10 protein-coding genes are annotated in these 15982 nt (G+C 71.8%); 6 read left to right on the top strand and 4 right to left on the bottom strand.

Features of this window, described 5'->3' with window-relative positions; translation table 11 throughout:
* Positions 1 to 350: 350 nt before the first annotated feature.
* The 3 genes from ACQ0O7_RS22865 (at position 351) to ACQ0O7_RS22855 (ending at position 4492) form a co-directional block, all read left to right on the top strand.
* On the top strand, positions 351 to 1937 hold the full coding sequence (locus ACQ0O7_RS22865) for a methyl-accepting chemotaxis protein (RefSeq protein ID WP_430784204.1): 1587 nt from the start codon (positions 351 to 353) through the stop codon (positions 1935 to 1937).
* Between the two features lie 138 nt (positions 1938 to 2075).
* Positions 2076 to 3317: a family 16 glycosylhydrolase gene (locus ACQ0O7_RS22860; RefSeq protein WP_430784203.1), complete on the top strand. Its 1242-nt coding sequence runs from the start codon at positions 2076 to 2078 to the stop codon at positions 3315 to 3317.
* A gap of 131 nt (positions 3318 to 3448) precedes the next feature.
* A complete protein-coding gene (locus tag ACQ0O7_RS22855; RefSeq protein ID WP_430784202.1) occupies positions 3449 to 4492 on the top strand; it encodes a D-alanyl-D-alanine carboxypeptidase family protein in 1044 nt (347 codons plus the stop codon).
* Positions 4493 to 4541: 49 nt separating this feature from the next.
* On the opposite strand, the gene ACQ0O7_RS22850 is transcribed toward ACQ0O7_RS22855, so the two are convergent.
* Positions 4542 to 5108, bottom strand: coding sequence for an MSMEG_1061 family FMN-dependent PPOX-type flavoprotein (locus tag ACQ0O7_RS22850; RefSeq protein WP_430784201.1), 567 nt, complete (start codon positions 5106 to 5108; stop codon positions 4542 to 4544).
* 67 nt (positions 5109 to 5175) lie between these two features.
* On the bottom strand, positions 5176 to 10317 hold the full coding sequence (locus ACQ0O7_RS22845; RefSeq protein WP_430784200.1) for a diguanylate cyclase: 5142 nt from the start codon (positions 10315 to 10317) through the stop codon (positions 5176 to 5178).
* Between the two features lie 511 nt (positions 10318 to 10828).
* On the opposite strand from ACQ0O7_RS22845, the gene ACQ0O7_RS22840 reads away from it, so the two are divergent.
* Positions 10829 to 11737, top strand: a complete 909-nt coding sequence (locus tag ACQ0O7_RS22840) for a hypothetical protein (RefSeq protein WP_430784199.1) — start codon at positions 10829 to 10831, stop codon at positions 11735 to 11737.
* Between the two features lie 209 nt (positions 11738 to 11946).
* Here the strand turns inward: ACQ0O7_RS22840 and ACQ0O7_RS22835 are convergent, their stop codons facing one another.
* Positions 11947 to 13119 carry an MFS transporter gene (locus tag ACQ0O7_RS22835; RefSeq protein WP_430784198.1) on the bottom strand — a complete coding sequence of 391 codons (1173 nt, stop codon included), beginning with the start codon at positions 13117 to 13119 and terminating at the stop codon, positions 11947 to 11949.
* 85 nt (positions 13120 to 13204) lie between these two features.
* Here ACQ0O7_RS22835 and ACQ0O7_RS22830 point away from each other — a divergent pair, with 85 nt between their 5' ends.
* Together ACQ0O7_RS22830 and ACQ0O7_RS22825 are read left to right on the top strand one after the other, a co-directional pair.
* Positions 13205 to 14089, top strand: a complete 885-nt coding sequence (locus tag ACQ0O7_RS22830) for a LysR family transcriptional regulator (protein WP_430784197.1) — start codon at positions 13205 to 13207, stop codon at positions 14087 to 14089.
* Between the two features lie 95 nt (positions 14090 to 14184).
* Positions 14185 to 14577, top strand: a complete 393-nt coding sequence (locus ACQ0O7_RS22825; RefSeq protein ID WP_430784196.1) for a DUF6188 family protein — start codon at positions 14185 to 14187, stop codon at positions 14575 to 14577.
* Between the two features lie 88 nt (positions 14578 to 14665).
* Here the strand turns inward: ACQ0O7_RS22825 and ACQ0O7_RS22820 are convergent, their stop codons facing one another.
* Positions 14666 to 15850: a right-handed parallel beta-helix repeat-containing protein gene (locus ACQ0O7_RS22820; protein WP_430784195.1), complete on the bottom strand. Its 1185-nt coding sequence runs from the start codon at positions 15848 to 15850 to the stop codon at positions 14666 to 14668.
* Positions 15851 to 15982: the final 132 nt, after the last annotated feature.

Here is a 15982-nt window from a genome sequence, read left to right as displayed (position 1 = left end):
GGTCCTGGTCTGATCCAGCCGCTCGGTGCCGGCGGGCCCGCCCTTCCCGCGCCAGCCGGACCGGGCTGGATCGGCACCTCGGTCTCGGTGTGGTCCGGGTCGCCGATTCAGTCCAGGTTCCTAGGATGCTTTAGGGGGTGTGACCTCGGCCCGGGGAGCCGGCCGTCAGCGAACCCGTGCCGAACCGAGCGGCCCAGGGGTGTTCGCACGTTGTGCCAGCGGACACCAACCAGTGGATCAACCGGACAGATCGGCGGATGATGGCCGAGAATCCGTGGCGTTTCGGCTCTTCCACGAATTCTGGTGGTGAAGCGGCTTATCTCCGCGCGCGAAGTACCGATCTTGTCGTCGTGACGATTCTGACCCGTATGCGGCTCGGTGTGCGCCTGGCGGTCTCGTTCGCTGTCGTGGTCGGTCTGCTGCTGGTGATGCTGACGGTGGCGCTGATGACGTCGAACAGTCAGCAGTCCGCGGCTGACCGGATGGAGCGCAGCCAGCAGTTCGTCACCGAGGTGAAGGACGCGAAGTTCGCCGCCGCCGACTTCAACGGCTGGCAGACGGCGTACGCGTTCGACGCCTTGCGCGGGGTGCCCGGCGCGGCCCGGGACAGCGGCGAGTCGCGTGCCTCGTTCCTGGCCGCGGTGGCGACCTTCCGGGAGCGTGTCACGGCGATCAGTGCGGACGCGCCGGAGGACGCCCAGCAGATCACCGAGCTGGTCGACGAGTTCATGTCGGTGGACGAGGAGATCGCCCGGCTCTACCTCGCCGGTTCGGCCACCGCGGCGAACGCGCTGGTGCTGGGCCGGGAGATCGAGCTGTTCCAGGAGATCGGGGTGCAGCTGGACGAGGCGGCCACGCTCGCCGACGCCGAGTTCGCCGCGGCCAAGGGTGACGCGCACGCCGCGCACGATTCCGGTACGGCGACGGTGTGGGGTGTGGGTGTCGGGGCGGCGGTGCTGGCGGTGGTGCTGGCGGTGATGGTGACGTTGTCGGTGACCCGGCCGGTGGAGAAGGTGCGCCGGCGGCTGGAGTCGCTGGCCGAGGGGGATCTGGCGACGCCGGTGGAGGTGTCCGGGCAGGACGAGGTGGCGCAGATGGCCGGTGCGCTGCGGCGCAGTCTGGAGTCGTTGGGCCGGGTGGTGCGCACCATCGATGAGTCGTCGGCGTCGCTGGCCGCGGCGGCGGAGCAGATGTCGACGGTGGCGACGGAGATCTCCGCGTCGGCGGAGGAGTCGGCGGCGCAGGCGCAGGTGGTGTCGGAGGCGGCGAACCAGGTGTCGAGCAATGTGCAGATGGTGTCGGCGGGTAGTGAGCAGATGGGTGCGTCGATCCGGGAGATCGCGCATTCGACGACGGAGGCGGCGGCGGTGGCGGTGACGGCGGTGCAGGCGGCGGAGGCGGCGAATGCGACGGTGTCGTCGTTGGGGGAGTCGTCGCGGGAGATCAGCAAGGTGGTGGAGGCGATCACCGCGATCGCTGAGCAGACGAATCTGCTGGCGTTGAACGCGACGATCGAGGCGGCGCGGGCGGGGGAGTCGGGTAAGGGGTTCGCGGTGGTGGCGGGTGAGGTGAAGGAGTTGGCGCAGGAGACGGCGCGGGCGACTGAGGACATCATCCGGCGGGTGGAGGCGATCCAGTCGGGGACGGGGTCGGCGGTGTCGGCGATCGCCGAGATCACGACGGTGATCGGCAAGGTGAGTGACTATCAGACGACGATCGCGTCGGCGGTGGAGGAGCAGACGGCGACGACGGCGGAGATGAACCGGAACGTGGCGGACACGGCGACGACGGCGGAGCAGATCGCGGCGAATGTGGCGACGGTGGCGGTGGCGGCGCAGCACACCACGGAGGGGGTGTCGCAGGCGCAGCAGGCGACGGCGGAGCTGGCGCGGATGTCGGGGGATCTGCGGGCCCTGGTGTCGCATTTCCGGTACTGATCGACGGTACTGATCGACGGTACTGATCGAAAATAGTTGTTATCCGGGGGTTCCGGAACTCGTCGGCATTGACCGATGACACTCGAAATGTAAACAATGTTTCGAGTAGTTGTGCCTTTCCCCCCGGAGGATCCCCCTATGCGCAGATTACGCATGCTGCTGGGTATTGCCGTGGTCGCGACCACGCTCACCGGAGCCCTCACCGTGGCCTCCCGCGGTGACGTCGCCGACGCCGCGGTCGGGCCGGTGACCTGGTCAGACGAGTTCAACGGCGCGGCCGGCGCCCCGGTCGACGGGTCGAAGTGGAACTTCGACGTCGGCGGTGGCGGCTTCGGCAACAACGAGCTGCAGTACTACACCAACTCCACCAACAACGTGCGCCAGGACGGGCAGGGGCGCCTGGCGATCACCGCCCGCAAGGAGAACCCGAACAACTTCCAGTGCTGGTACGGCTCCTGCCAGTACACGTCCGGCCGCATCCTGACCTCGGGCAAGTTCACCCAGAAGTACGGCCGGTTCGAGGCCAGCATCAAGGTGCCGAAGGGGCAGGGCATCTGGCCGGCGTTCTGGATGCTGGGCGACAACCTGGGCAGTGTCGGCTGGCCGCAGTCCGGCGAGATCGACATCATGGAGAACGTCGGCAAGGAGCCGAACAACCTGTACGGCACCATCCACGGCCCCGGCTACAACGGTGGCAGCGCGATCAGTGGCAAGCGGACCCTGAACGCGCCGCTCGGGGACGCCTTCCACTCGTACGCGGTGGAATGGTCGCCGAATCTGATCGTCTGGCAGCTGGACGGTGTCGAGTACTTCCGGGTGACCCCGGCCTCGCTCGGCGGCCGTCAGTGGGTGTTCGACCACCCGTTCTTCCTGATCCTGAACGTGGCCGTCGGCGGCAACTGGCCGGGCAGCCCGGACGCGTCCACCTCGTTCCCGCAGACCATGCTGGTCGACTGGGTGCGGGTGTCGGCGTGGAACGAGGGCACTCCGGCGCCGGCCGGCAGCGCGCTGCGGAGCAACCTCAACGGCCGCTGCATCGACATCCCCTCGGGCAACACCGCCGACGGGACCCGGCTGCAGATGTACGACTGCAACGGTCTGGCCCCGCAGAAGTGGGCGTTCCAGGGTGACGGCACGCTGCGCGCGATGGGCAAGTGCATGGACCCGGCCGGTGGGGCGCTGGCCAACGGCACCCCGATCCAGCTGGTCACCTGCAACGGCAACCCGGTTCAGCGGTTCACCCTGTCCGGCGCCGGTGATCTGGTGAACATCTCGGCCAACCGGTGCGTGGACATCGTCGACAACAACGGCGCCAACGGTGCGCGGCTGCAGTTGTGGGACTGCGCCGGCACCGCGAACCAGAAGTGGCGGGTGGCCTAGCCGTCATCGCACAGGGGGCCGGTCCGGTCCCCTGTGCAACCTTTTCGCACTCGTGGGGAGCCGGGACGGCACCCGGGGCTCGGCACAGTCGGTGGTTCACGTTCGACTGGAGCTGAGGAGCGTACGAAAAGGTGCATGGTAGACGTCTCGCCGCCGCTGTCGTCCTGACCCTCGCGACGGCCGCGCCCGTCCTGTCCGTGCCGGCCGCGGCGCAGGCCGCCGTGCCGGCGGTGGCCACGAGTTACTCCAGCCTGATGTATCGCAGTCTGACCGCCGACGCGACGATGGCCTCGCTGCGGCTCACTCTCAAGGATCAACAGCGAGTGCTTGCGGTACGGGCGGGCGAGGTGAGCGTGGCCACCCGCGCCGAGGTGGCCGCGCAGAAGACGCTGAGCGCGGTGTCGGTCACCCACCAGGGCGTCCACGACCGGCTCAAGGCCGCCGAGCGGGCGCTGACCGACGCGAACAACGTCTTGAAGAAGGTGTCGAAGCAGCGCCCGGTGAAGAAGAGCGCGGTGACCAAGGCCAGGAAGGCCGTCGCCGCCGCCACCGTCACCCGGGACCAGCGCCGTAAGAAGCTGCACGAGGCCGCGGTGCCGTTGCGGGCCGCGCAGGCCGGGGTGAGGAGCGCCACCGTGGTGCTGAGGGCCGCCGCCACCGCGCACACCACCGCCGCCACCGCGGTGACCGGAACCCAGCGCCGGATCGCGAACCAGGGCACCGCGGCCGAGTATGCCACCCGGGCCGCCGCGCTCAGCCGCGGTGTCGTCGACCAGGTCCGCCCGGCGTTCACGGTCGCCGACACCACCAGCGTGTACGGGGTGACCGTGCACCGTACCGTGGCGTTCGCGTTCAAGCGGATGGTCGACGACGCGGCCGCGGCCGGGGTGGTGATCTCCGGTGGGGGTTTCCGCACCAAGGAGCGGCAGATCGAACTCCGGAAGATCAACGGTTGTCCGGACGTGTGGACCGCCCCGGCGTCGTCGTGCCGGGTGCCGACGGCGATCCCGGGCCGTTCGCTGCACGAGATCGGCCTGGCCGTCGACATCAGCTCCGGTGGGAAGACGATCAGCCGCAAGACGAAGGCCTTCACCTGGTTGCAGGCCAACGCGGCGAAGTACGGCTACGTCAACCTGCCGTCGGAGGCCTGGCACTGGTCCATCACCGGCGGCTGACCGGGCACGTCCGAAGCGCCCCACCGATGCGGTGGGGCGCTTCGTCGTGTCAGCGGAAGGCGGGCCAGTGTCTGGCCTGGCTCTCGATCAGGGCCTTGGAGGTGGGCACGGTGTCGGCGGTGGGCCAGCCGGCCGGGTCCCACAGCGAGGAGCGGCGCAGGGCCTGGCCGCAGTGCACGAACAGTTCCTCGACCCGGACGGTCACGCCGATCGAGGTGCCGCGGACGTCGGCCGGGGCGTAGGACGGGTCGCGCAGCAGGGTGGCGGTGCCGTTGACGCGGACGCATTCGCGCATGCCGGGGACGATGAACAGCATCCCGACCCGGGGGTGGTCCAGGATGTTGTGGAAGCTGTCCAGGCGTCGGTTGCCGGGCCGGTCCACGAAGGCCAGGTGGTGGTCGTCGAGGACCCGCACGCCGCCGGGGGTCTCGCCGCGGGGGGACACGTCCAGGGAGCCGTCGGCGCCGGTGGTGGCCAGGACGAAGAACGTGGAGGCGAGCAGGAACCGGCGGGACTCCTCGTCGATGAGGTCGAGGGCCTTGTCGCGGATGTGCGGGTGCGGCGGTTCGACCAGCTCCCGGAGTTGTTCGCTGCTGGTGATCCGGGTGTCGGTCACGGATGCTCCTGATCGATGGTGACGTACGGCCTGCCGCACCGGACGATACGGCAGGCCGTGCCGGGGTCTACCGGCCGCCGACGGTCACCGCTGTGTCGGCGCCGGTTGCCGGTTGTGGTTTTCCGGCCAGCACGACACGGTTCCGGCCGGCCTTCTTGGCCTGGTAGAGGGCGCTGTCGGCGGCTTTCAGGGCGGCGTCGAGTGTCGTGCGGGCCGGGTCGGCCGGGCAGACACCGACACTGACCGTGACGGCGAGGGGGCCGCCGTCGGTTTCGACCGGGGTGCCGGTGATCGTCTGGCGCAGGCGTTCGGCGGCGGTGGCCGGGTCGCCGTCGACGGCCCAGACCGCGGCGAACTCCTCGCCGCCGTAGCGGCCGAGTTCGCCGCCGTCGGGCAGGGCGTCGCGCAGCCGGGCGGCGACGGTGGCGATCACCTGGTCGCCGGCCTGGTGGCCGTGCTGGTCGTTGATCTTCTTGAAGTGGTCGATGTCGATCATGACGGCGGCGAACTGCTGCTCCCGCCCGGCCGCGGCGGTGTGCGCCCGCTCGGCGACGGTGAAGAAGTGCCGGCGGTTGCTGACACCGGTCAGCGCGTCGGTGGTGGCCATGTACTGGACCTGCGCGAACAGCACCGCGTTGTGGTAGGCCAGCATCGCCTCCTCGGCGATCGCGGCGGCCAGCGTGATCTCGGTCGGCCCGAACGCGGCCGGTTCCGGGGCGGCCAGCACGATCAGCCCCACCTGGGCCTCCTGCCGGTGCAGCGGCACCACCAGGTGCTTGCCGCCGTCGTCCAGGAACGGCAGCGCCAGGTGCGACACCACGATCGGGCCGGGCGCGGCCAGCAGCTGGTTCAGCATCGGGGTGCGCTCCACCGGGGTCTTCTGAGGCCCGGTCAGGTCACCGTCGTCGGAGGCGGTGATCAGGTGCGCGGCCGCGGCCGGCAGCACCCCGGTCAGGGTGTCGCACAGCTCGTCCAGGATGGCCTGCGGGTCGAGCAGCCGGCTGAACCTGATCAGCGACTCGCGCAGGGTCTCGGCCATGTCGCGCTGCTGTTCGGCGGCGCGCACGGCGACCGCCAGCTGGGCGGCCCGCGCCGTCTCCACCGCCGCCGCCACGTGCTGGGTGATCGCGGTGAGGATGCCGACGTCGGCCGCGGTGAACATGCCCTTGGCGACCCGGCTGTCCATGTAGACCACGCCCAGCAGCCGGCCGTCCATCACCAGCGGCGCGGCCATGATGCTGCGCAGCCCGTGCAGCACGACACTCTGCGAGCCGAGGGCCGCGCCCTCCTCGGTGCCGGTGACCACCACCGGTTTGCCGGTGGTGCGGACCCGGTCCACGATGGTCGAACCGTAGTCGGTGAGCACCTCCAGGTCCGCGCCGTCGGCGTCGCGGCCGCTGTACGGCTGCAGGTCGTCGCCGTCGATCAGGAACAGGTAGGCGCGTTCGGCGTTGAGGATCAGCACCGTCTCGTCGAGCACCGCCCGGCTCAGCTCGTCCAGCCGGACCACCCCGGACAGGGTGCGGCTGAGCCGTTCCAGAGCGCCGAGGCGGCGCCGGTCGGCGGCCCCGCCGTCGTCGAGCACCGACGCCTGGCTGGTGTGCCCGGCGGCGAGGCTGAACTCCCGGCGTACGGCCTGGGCGTAGCGGATCTGGCCGAGCTGGTCGGCGAGATGACCGGCCGCCTCGGCCAGCGTCACCGCCTCCTCGGTCTTGCCGGCCGCCACCGCGATCCGGGCCCGCAGCACCGTCAGCGACAGCGCCATGCCGGGCAGGTCGTCACCGGCGACCAGCCGCTCGGCGCGGGCCAGCAGCCGGTGCACGTCCCCGGTGGACAGCAGCGCCAGGTGGGCGGCGGCGACCGCGTGGTGGGCGGTCAGCTGCCGGCAGGCGCCCCGGCCCCGGTCGGCGGCCTCGCGCAGCTGCCGCACCGCGCGGCGGGCGGCGGCCAGTGCCACGTCCCGGTCCTGCGGCGCGGCCGTGCGCAGCCGCTCCAGCCGGCCGAACGCGGCCGTGGAGTACACCACCCGCAGGGTGGCGGCGACCCGGGCCGGGCGCAGTGCCAGCTCGGACAGTTCGGTGGCGGCCCGGTCGAAGGTGGGGCCGTGGTCGTGCTGGTCGCGGCAGATCTCCAGGACCCCGATCAGGGTCATCAGCCGCGAACCCGGGTCGGCGCCGGCCGGATCGGTCTGTGCCAGCACGGCGGCCGCCTCGTCGACCGTCGGGACCCGCCCGGACGGCCAGGTCAGCGCACGGATCCGGGCGTTGGGTTCATTCGCTTCGGTACGCCATACGTGGTCCATGCCCTGGGTGACGGCGGCACGCATCGGGGCCATCCGCCCGGTCAGGAACCAGCGGGCGGACATCGACAGCGCGTAGTTGAGGTTCTCGGCCGGTTCCAGCAGTGGGCCGTGCCGTTCCAGCCAGCGCTGGTACTCCTCCAGGTCGGGCTGGCCGGTCTGGGTCTCGCACAGCCGGCGCAGGTATTCGGTGTAGACCACCGCGGCCGGCTGCCCGACCCGCTCGGCGATCCGCCGCGCACGGGCGAAGGACCGGCCGTGGTGGCGGCGCAGCACGGTCTGGCTCAAGGCCGCGTTGTGGGCCGCCTGACGGGCGTACTCCATCGACAGGCCCATCCGGGCCGACACGTACCGGCCGCGCATCTCGTAGCCGATCATCGTGCCGGAGCGGGTGGCGAGCAGGGCCGCGTAGGCGCCGGCCGAGTACAGCGCGTACCGCTGCCGGTAACGGGCCAGCCGCTGCTCGTCAGCCGTGCCGAAACCCAGGCCGGTGCGTTCCACGAGCACCGCGGCGAGCAGGTAGGCGATCCCGGTGACCAGGCCGACGACACCACCGGAGATGGTGCGCAAGCCCAGTGCGGACAGGCCGTGCGCGGTCTCCTGCATCGCCGCGGTCAGCTGCCAGCGGCCCAGGTGCAGCTGGGCCAGCCGGCGGTGCAGCCGGGCCCGGACCTCGGCGTCGCCGGTGGCGGCCAGCGCCACGGTGAACCGCTGCCGGGCGTCGGAGATCCGGCCGATCTGCGCGTACGCCATCCCCAGCGCCTCGGTCCACGCCACGTCGGTGTCGGAGTCGGCGGCCAGATACGGCTCGGCAGCCTCCAGGAAGGTGATCGCGTCCGCCCCGGCGTGCTCGCGCAGCGCGTCGTGCGCGGCGGCCAGGCAGACCCGGGTGGTGCGGTCGGTGTCCCGGTCGGGGTGGCCCTGCAGCAGGTGCCGGGCCTCGGCGTAACTGGTCGGCGCCTCGTCGGCGGCCCGCTGGTGCAGGTCGCGCAGCAGCTCCGGGGCCAGGTCGGCGAGCAGGGCGCGGTGCACCCGCTCGTGCACGAAACCGTACCCGTCGCCGTTGTGTTCCAGCAGGCCCAGCCCGACCGCCGCCTCACAGCCGGTACGGACCTGCTCGGCGTCCAGCCGAGCGATCCGGGCCACCTTGTCGGTGTCGAAGTGGAACCCGGCGACCGCGGCGGTGGCCAGCAGCCGCCGGCCCTCACCGCCGAGCCCGTCGATGCGCTCCAGCAGCAGCCCGGCCAGGTCGGTCGGGATGTCCAGGTGCTGCAGGCCGTCGGCGTCCATGTCCAGCCGGCCGTCCCGGGGGAAGATCAGCCCGGCGTCGATGGCCGCCCGCGACAGCATCAGCGCGGTCAGCGGCAGCCCGCCGGCCCGCGCGCCGAGCCGCTCCAGCAGGCCGTCGGCCAGCGGGTAGCCGCCGGTGTAGGTGGCCAGCAGCTGGGCCAGGGCGGTCTGCTCCAGTGGCCGCAGGTGCAGGGTGAGCGCCTCACCGCCGGCCCAGGCCGCGCCGTCCGGGATCTGCCCGCCGCCCGGTTCGGTGCCCGCCTCCGGGTCGTCGAGGGTGGCCACGATCAGCAGCGGGGCGGTGCTGCTCTGGGTGAGCTGGTGCAGCATCTGGATGGTGGTGACGTCCAGCCACTGGGCGTTGTCCAGGGCCAGGACCAGCCCGCCGGTCTGCTCGGCCAGGTCGCCGAGGAATTCGGTGACGGCCATCATGAACGCCGACCCGCCGTCGCCGGCGCCGAAGATCTCCCGCAGCGCCGGCGACAACCGGCCCAGGTAGGCCGCCGCGTCGCCGGCCGCCGACCGGATCAGTTCCGGGCCGACCTGCTCCAGGTGGGTGTCGAAGATCCGCGACAGCACGGCCAGCGGGGCGTCACCCGGACGGCACTCGCCGCGCAGCACGCTCACCCCGGCCCTCTCCAGGCGGCCGGTGAACTCGCGCAACAGCCGGGTCCGCCCGGAACCGGCGCCGCCCCGGATCACCGCGGCCCGGCACCGGTCCGAGGTCTCGCCCCAGAGGGCGGCCAGCTCGGCGATCTCGGCGTCCCGGCCGGCCATCGGGGTGTCCGGCCGGGACGCCGGCTCGTCGCCGTCGCCGACGGTGAACACGGCGTCCGGGTCCTCGGCCAGCCGGCGCAGGTCGGCGGCCAGGCCGGTGGCCCCGGCGTACCGGTCGTCGGGGTCCTTGGCCAGCAGCCGGGCCACCACGGCGGCCAGCGTCGGCGGCAGGTCCCCGCCCAGCTTCGGCACCGCCACCGTGTGCAGGCGCAGCAGCTCACCGGCGTCCGGGGCCTGGAACGGCGGCCGGCCGGTCAGGCACTCGTAGAGCACGATGCCCAGCGCGTACAGGTCGCTGCGGGCGTCCACCGGCCGCTGCAGGGTGCCGTTCTGCTCCGGCGGGGCGTAGGTGAGGGTGCCGGCCACCGCCTCGCCGCTGTGCTGCCCGGCCCAGGTCGCGAAACCCAGATCCACCAGGCGGGCCCGGCCGTCCGGCCCGACGATGATGTTGTCCGGTTTGATGTCGCGGTGCACCACACCGGTGGCGTGCATGGCCGACAGGGCGCCGGCGATGTCGGCGGCGATCGCCGCCGACCGGGCCGGGGTCAGCGGCCCGGCCCGTAGCAGGTCACCGAGGCCGTCGCCGGCGACGAACTCCATCACCAGGTACGGCTGGCCGTCGGTCTCCCCGGTGTCGAACACCTCGGGCAGCCCCGGATGCCGGCACGCGGCCATCCACGTCGCCTCCCGGCGCAGTCGGGCACGGCCGGCCGGATCCAGCAGGATCTTGACCGCCACGTCGGTGCCGTCGGCACGACGGGCTCGGTGCACGACGCTCTGCCCACCCCGGCCGATCGGCTGGAGCGCGCTGAGACCCGGAACGACCGGACGTGGTTCTGTCACATGCCGGACGATCGGTCGGGCCGGTCGGTACTTGAACCTTTCCCTCGCCGTGGCCCCGGTGGGATGGATAGAGCGCGGCCACCATGTCCAGCGCCCAGCGCATCCGGGGCAGCGCGCACTCCGGGTGGTCACCGAACTCGGCGGCCACGTCGGCGGCACACGCCCGCACCCCGCCATGGGCGCGCACGGAGGCCCGGATGGCCTGGTCGACGATCGCGAACGTGGGCCGGCTGCCGGTGGCCAGCCCGCTGGTGAACAGGGCCTCCGCGCGGGCGGCGGTCACAACCGGGGTCGGGGTGGGCATCGCGGTTCCTCCTTCGTACGACAGTCAAGAGTCCGGTCCTCGCTTCTTGAGACCGCGGCCCTCCAACCGGGCGAACCCCGGCACGGCGCGGACGGTTCAGCCGCCCTAGGCGCGGGTTGTGCGCGCGGACGTTACGGTGCCGTTGTGGGCAGCGGGGGAGGCCGGTTTGATCCGGAGTGGATTCGGGCGCACGCCGGGCATCTTGACGTGCTGCGACTCCGGCTCGGGCGGATCGGGGAGCGGGTCGCCCGGTTCGAGCGGGACCAGGCGGCGTTCGGCCGGATGTGCGGCTGGATCCTCACCGGATTGGGGGAACGCCACGTCCGCCACGGGCATCTGGTCGACTACGTGGAGGAGACCCTCGCCCTGTTCGCGACCGGGCTGCGCCGGGTCGCCGACGGCGAACAGCGTCTCGCCGACCTGATCGGCATGCCCGAACCCGGCGCCGCCACCCCGGCAGCCGACGGCGGCGAACCGGCCCGGCCGGCCACCGCCATCATCGAGGACGTCCTCGACACCGTCGAACAGCGTGAGTGGGTGGAACCGCAACTGGCCGAGACGGCGCCGGTGGCCGAGTTCGCGCTGCCGGTCGACGACGGGTTCGCCCTGCTGCGCGCGAACGGGCTGGACAGCCTGCTGGACCGGGTGCAACCGCTGCGGCGGATGCTCGACGACCTCACCGGGATGCCCGACGTGGTCGCCAAACAGGCCGAGGAGTGGCGGGAGATGGCCGCCGAACTCCAGCGGATCGGCGCCGGGCTGCGCCGCTGCCTCGACGACGACTTCGGCGACAGCGACCGGGCGGACGTCCGGGCCTACCTGGAGATCATGGCCAACAATGTGGAGGCGCTGCACGGGCTGGCCGCGATCTCCACCGCGATGACCGTGGTGACCCGGGCCGCCGGGGACCTGATCCTGCTGACCCGCGACATCGTCCGGGGTGTGCTCGGCGACCTGGTGGCCCGGATGGTCGTCTGGTCGGGTGGGCCGGTGATGCCGCTGCCGGTGCTGGCCGCCCGCCTCGGTGAGGTGGTGGCCACCACCTGGCGCGTCGACGCCTACCTGACGGCCCTGGTGACCAGCATCGCCAACCTGTCGCGCAGCATCGACGGCTGAACCCCGCACCGTTGTGCGGCACACGGTTGCCAGGGTGGCCGCGCGTGCCGCGGTGTGGTGCGTTCCGCGCCGTTGTGCGGCACGCGGTTGTCGGGGTGGCCGCGCGTGCCGCGGTGTGGTGCGTTCCGCGCCGTTGTGCGGCACGCGGTTGTCGGGGGAACCGCGCGTGCCGCTTTGTGGTGCGATTCGCGCCGTTGTGCGGCACGGGGTCAGCTGCGCTGGGGGATCAGGGACGGCATGCGGCGCAGCGAGCCGGCCAGCAGCCCGCCGGCCAGCACGCAGGCCGCGGCCAGTGCCACCACCGTCGGCCACGCGCCGTGTGACCAGGCGGTGCCGGCCAGGTTGCCGAACAGCGACGAGCCCGCGTAGTAGGCGAACAGGTACAGCGAGGCCGCCTGCGCCGCCGGGACCCCGCCCGCGTGCGCCCGCACCGGCACCCAGCCGCTGGCCACCCCGTGCACGCAGAAGAACCCGGCGGTCATCACCGCCAGCCCGGCCACCGTGGTCACCAGATTGTCCGGCAGGGTGAGCAGCAGACCGGCCGCGGTGATCAGGCAGCCGACCGGCATCACCGCACGACGCCCGAACCGGTCGGCCAGCCGCCCGGACACCGTCGAACTGATCGTGCCGGCCGGGTACACCAGGAACACCAGCCCGGCCGCGCCCGCGCCGAGCAGGAACGGGGCGCTGGTCAGCCGGAAGCCCATCGCGTTGTAGACGGCCACGAACGCGCCCATCGACAGCGCGCCGATGCCGTACAGGCTCAGCAGTGCCGGATCGGTGAACGCGCGCCGCGACATCGACGACGCCGGGCGGGCGGTGAAGTTGCGGGAGGCGGGCAGCAGCAGCGCGACGACGGCGGCGCACCCCAGGCCGAGCAGGGCGACCGCGGCCAGACCCCACCGCCAGCCGTACGCGTCGGCGACCGCCGCGCTGACCAGCCGCCCGCTCATGCCGCCCAGTGCGGTGCCGCCGATGTACAGGCCGGCCGCCCGGGCGTGGGTGTGCTCGGGTAACTCCTCACGCAGGTAGGCGGTGGCGACCGCGGGCAGCCCGGCCAGCGTGACACCCTGCAGCAGCCGCAGCCCGAGCAGCGCCGGCCAGGACGGGGCGAGCGCGCACGCCAGGCCGACCGCCGCGGACAGTCCCAGAGACAGATGGATCAGCGGGGTACGCCCGACCCGCTCGGACAACGGCCCGGTGATCAGCAGCGCCACCCCCAGCCCGAGGGTGGCAGCGGACAGTGACCACGAGCTCTGCCCGGGTGTCACCCCGAACGTGGTGGAGAGCTCTGGAAGCAGGGCTTGTGTGCTGTACAGCAGGGCGAACGTGGCCACCCCCGCGGCGGATAGCGCGAGGCAGGCCCGGCGATAGGTGCTCACGGGGTGTCACTCTTCGCCGCCCGTCGGCATGCGTCCAATGCATGAAAATCATCAACCTCATGCGCCGTACGTATGATGTACGGCGATGCAGCTCGACGACCTGAGAAGCCTGCTCGCCCTTGGTGATCACCAACACGTCACCGAGGCGGCCGCCGCGCTCGGCATCAGCCAGCCCAGCCTGTCCCGCCTGCTCGCCCGGGTGGAGGCCGAACTCGGGGTGCGCCTGTTCGAACGCGACGCCAAGGGCGTACACCCCAATCCGCTCGGGGAGCTGACCCTGGCCGCCGCCCGTGACCTGGTCGGGCGCTACGACCGGCTGCGCCGTGACCTGGCCGGGCTGCTCGACCCGGAGGCCGGCACGGTGCGGCTGGCGTTCCTGGACTCGATGGCCACCTCACTGGTGCCGCGGATCCTGCACGACGTCCGCGAACACGCCCCGCACCTGCGCGTCGAACTGCGCCAGGAACCCGGCCATGTGATGGTGCCCGACCTGGACGCCGGGGCCGTCGACCTGGCGCTGACCTCACCCCAGCCCCGGGGCCCGTACGGCTGGCTGGCCCTGCAGTCCCAGACCCTCGTCCTCATCGTGCCGCCCGGCCATCGTCTCGCCGGACGGCGTCGCGTGCGCCTGGCCGACGTGGCCGGCGAGGACTTCGTCACCATCCCGGCCGGGTTCGGGTTCCGGGCACTGGTCGACGGCCTGTTCGCGGCGGCCGGGGTGATCCCGCGGATCGCCCTGCAGATCGGCGACCTGGCCACCATCGAAGGCCTGGTCGGCGCCGGGCTGGGGGTGGCGCTGGTGCCCGAACAGTTCGCCGGCGCCACCGGCACGATCGGGATCGCCCTGGCCGGGGCGGGCGCGGAACGGGTCGTTGGGCTGACCTGGCGCACCGACCGTCCACTGGGGCCGGCCGCCGTCCGGTTCAAGACGATCGTCGCCGACGCCGGGCCGTACGACTCGCATCGATAACGGTTCGGTTCTTTAAGGCTCTCTTATGGTGCCGGGGCATACGTTCCTGCCATCAGATCCGCACCGACCGATCGGGGTGTTCGATGATGCCCGCCATGGCTGCCCGGCGTTCGCGCCCCCTCGGCGTACTGGTCGGCCGCAAGCTGGAGTACGTGCAGCTCGGCCACTCGATCGCCCTCGGTTTCACCGGCGGCTGCCGGGTGCTGATCGAGACCATCACGCACCTGGACGGGCCCGGCGGGCGCACCGACATCGAACCCGGTGACAACCCCGACGACATCATGGCCACCCTGCTCGGCGAGGTGGTCCGGTCGGCCGGCAGCGGCGCCGACGGTGAGCTGTGCATCGACTTCGGCAGCGGGGCCCGGCTGGTCGTCGACGTCGACCCGGACGCCGAGTCGTGGGCGGTGGTCGGCCCCGGCGGATATCTGATCGTCTGTCTCGCCCGCGGTGAGCTGGCCTCCTGGGGGGAGGCCGCCCGCCGGTAGCGGTTCTCCGGCCGGCCGAAGGGGCTCGGCCGGCCGGAGAACCCGCTGTGTGGTGCTCCTCGCGCCTCCGCGGATCTTCGCGCCTCTTTCAGATCTTCGCGCCGACCGCCTGGCCGTTCGACGGGACCAGGTAGTTCGACGTGCGGATCGAGCCGTCGGCGTTGCGGGCACCGGTGATGGCCGACGCGTCGGTGCTCTGCACCGTCCAGGTGCCGCCGATGTTCCACGAGTTGCCCGACGCCGTCGACGAACCCAGCGCCACCGCCGTCTTGTTGCCCAGCGCCAGGTTCGCGGTCAGCCGGGTGGTCGAGCCGCCGTCCACGTCGAAACCGGTCTTCGCGTTGTTGTAGGCGGTACTGCGGCTGATCGTGATCGCCCCGGTGTTGCCGTTGTCGGTGAAGCCGTGCGCGGCGTTACCCCACGAGAACGTGTTGCTCACCGCGTGCGCGGCGGCCGGCCCGGTGCCGCTGCTGCCACCCAGCTTCAGCCCGTTGCCGTCACCGGAGAAGTTCGGGATGCTCCACCGGTTGTAGCCGTTGCCGTAGGCCACACTGTTCTGGATGGTGATCGGCGAGGTGAACATCCACGCGTCGAAACCGTCGTCGACGTTGTTCCACAGCCGGGCGCCGCGCACCACGTTGCCGGCGCCGGAACCCTCCTTGATGCCGAGGCCGTCGGCGCTCTCCCCGTTCTTGCGGGGGTCGCGGTTGCCGTAGCTGTCCAGGTTGAGGATCTGATTGCCGGCCGATGCGCCCTGCAACTGGAAGCCGGTCTCATAATTGTGGTACGTCTTGAGCCGGTCGAAGACGTTGTTGTTGCATCCGGCGCAGTACACCCCGTACGGGCCGTTGACGATCTCCAGATTGATCAGCCGCCAGTACGACGCCTCCATGTGGATCGCCCCGCGCTGTGCCGCCGGAATCGTCGAGCCGACCGCACCCGGGGTGTAGCCCAGCGCCTCCCCGTCGATGATCACCCGCTCGGTGCCGTAGGCGGTCAGCGTGTACGGCGCGGCCGCGGTGCCGCTCTTGGTGATCTGGATGTTGCCCGCCAGCGGGTAGGTGCCACCGCGCACCGCGACGGTGTCTCCGGCGACCGCGGCGGCGATCGCCCGCTGAATGGTCCGGAACGGCGCGGCAAGCGTTCCGGCACTGCTGTCATTGCCGTTGACCGCCACATAGAGCGTGGTCGCGGCGGCTGTCGCGGGCGCCTGGATGACTGCCGATATCACCGCGCCGACAAGGGCGCCGGCCAGCAGATTCCTTGATTTCATGGGGATTAACTCCTCGTTGGGGACGGGCGCGCGACGTGGGGGAATGCGCTTTCCCGCCCGGACGGTACGACAGTCGTGCAGGCAAGTCAATCCGATTCGCGGCAGGTGCTACTGCAACATTCCTGCAAACGC

It is taken from the genome of Actinoplanes sp. G11-F43, assembly GCF_050589265.1.
Lineage (GTDB): Bacteria > Actinomycetota > Actinomycetes > Mycobacteriales > Micromonosporaceae > Actinoplanes.
Note: the sequence above shows the minus strand (reverse complement) of the source record. Positions and strands in the feature narration are given on the sequence as shown.

Coding starts and splice junctions, on each gene's coding strand:
- ACQ0O7_RS22860 (WP_430784203.1), top strand. CDS start 2,076: ATGCGCAGATTACGCATGCTGCTGGGTATTGCCGTGGTCGCGACCACG.
- ACQ0O7_RS22830 (WP_430784197.1), top strand. CDS start 13,205: ATGCAGCTCGACGACCTGAGAAGCCTGCTCGCCCTTGGTGATCACCAA.
- ACQ0O7_RS22825 (WP_430784196.1), top strand. CDS start 14,185: ATGGCTGCCCGGCGTTCGCGCCCCCTCGGCGTACTGGTCGGCCGCAAG.
- ACQ0O7_RS22820 (WP_430784195.1), bottom strand. CDS start 15,850: ATGAAATCAAGGAATCTGCTGGCCGGCGCCCTTGTCGGCGCGGTGATA.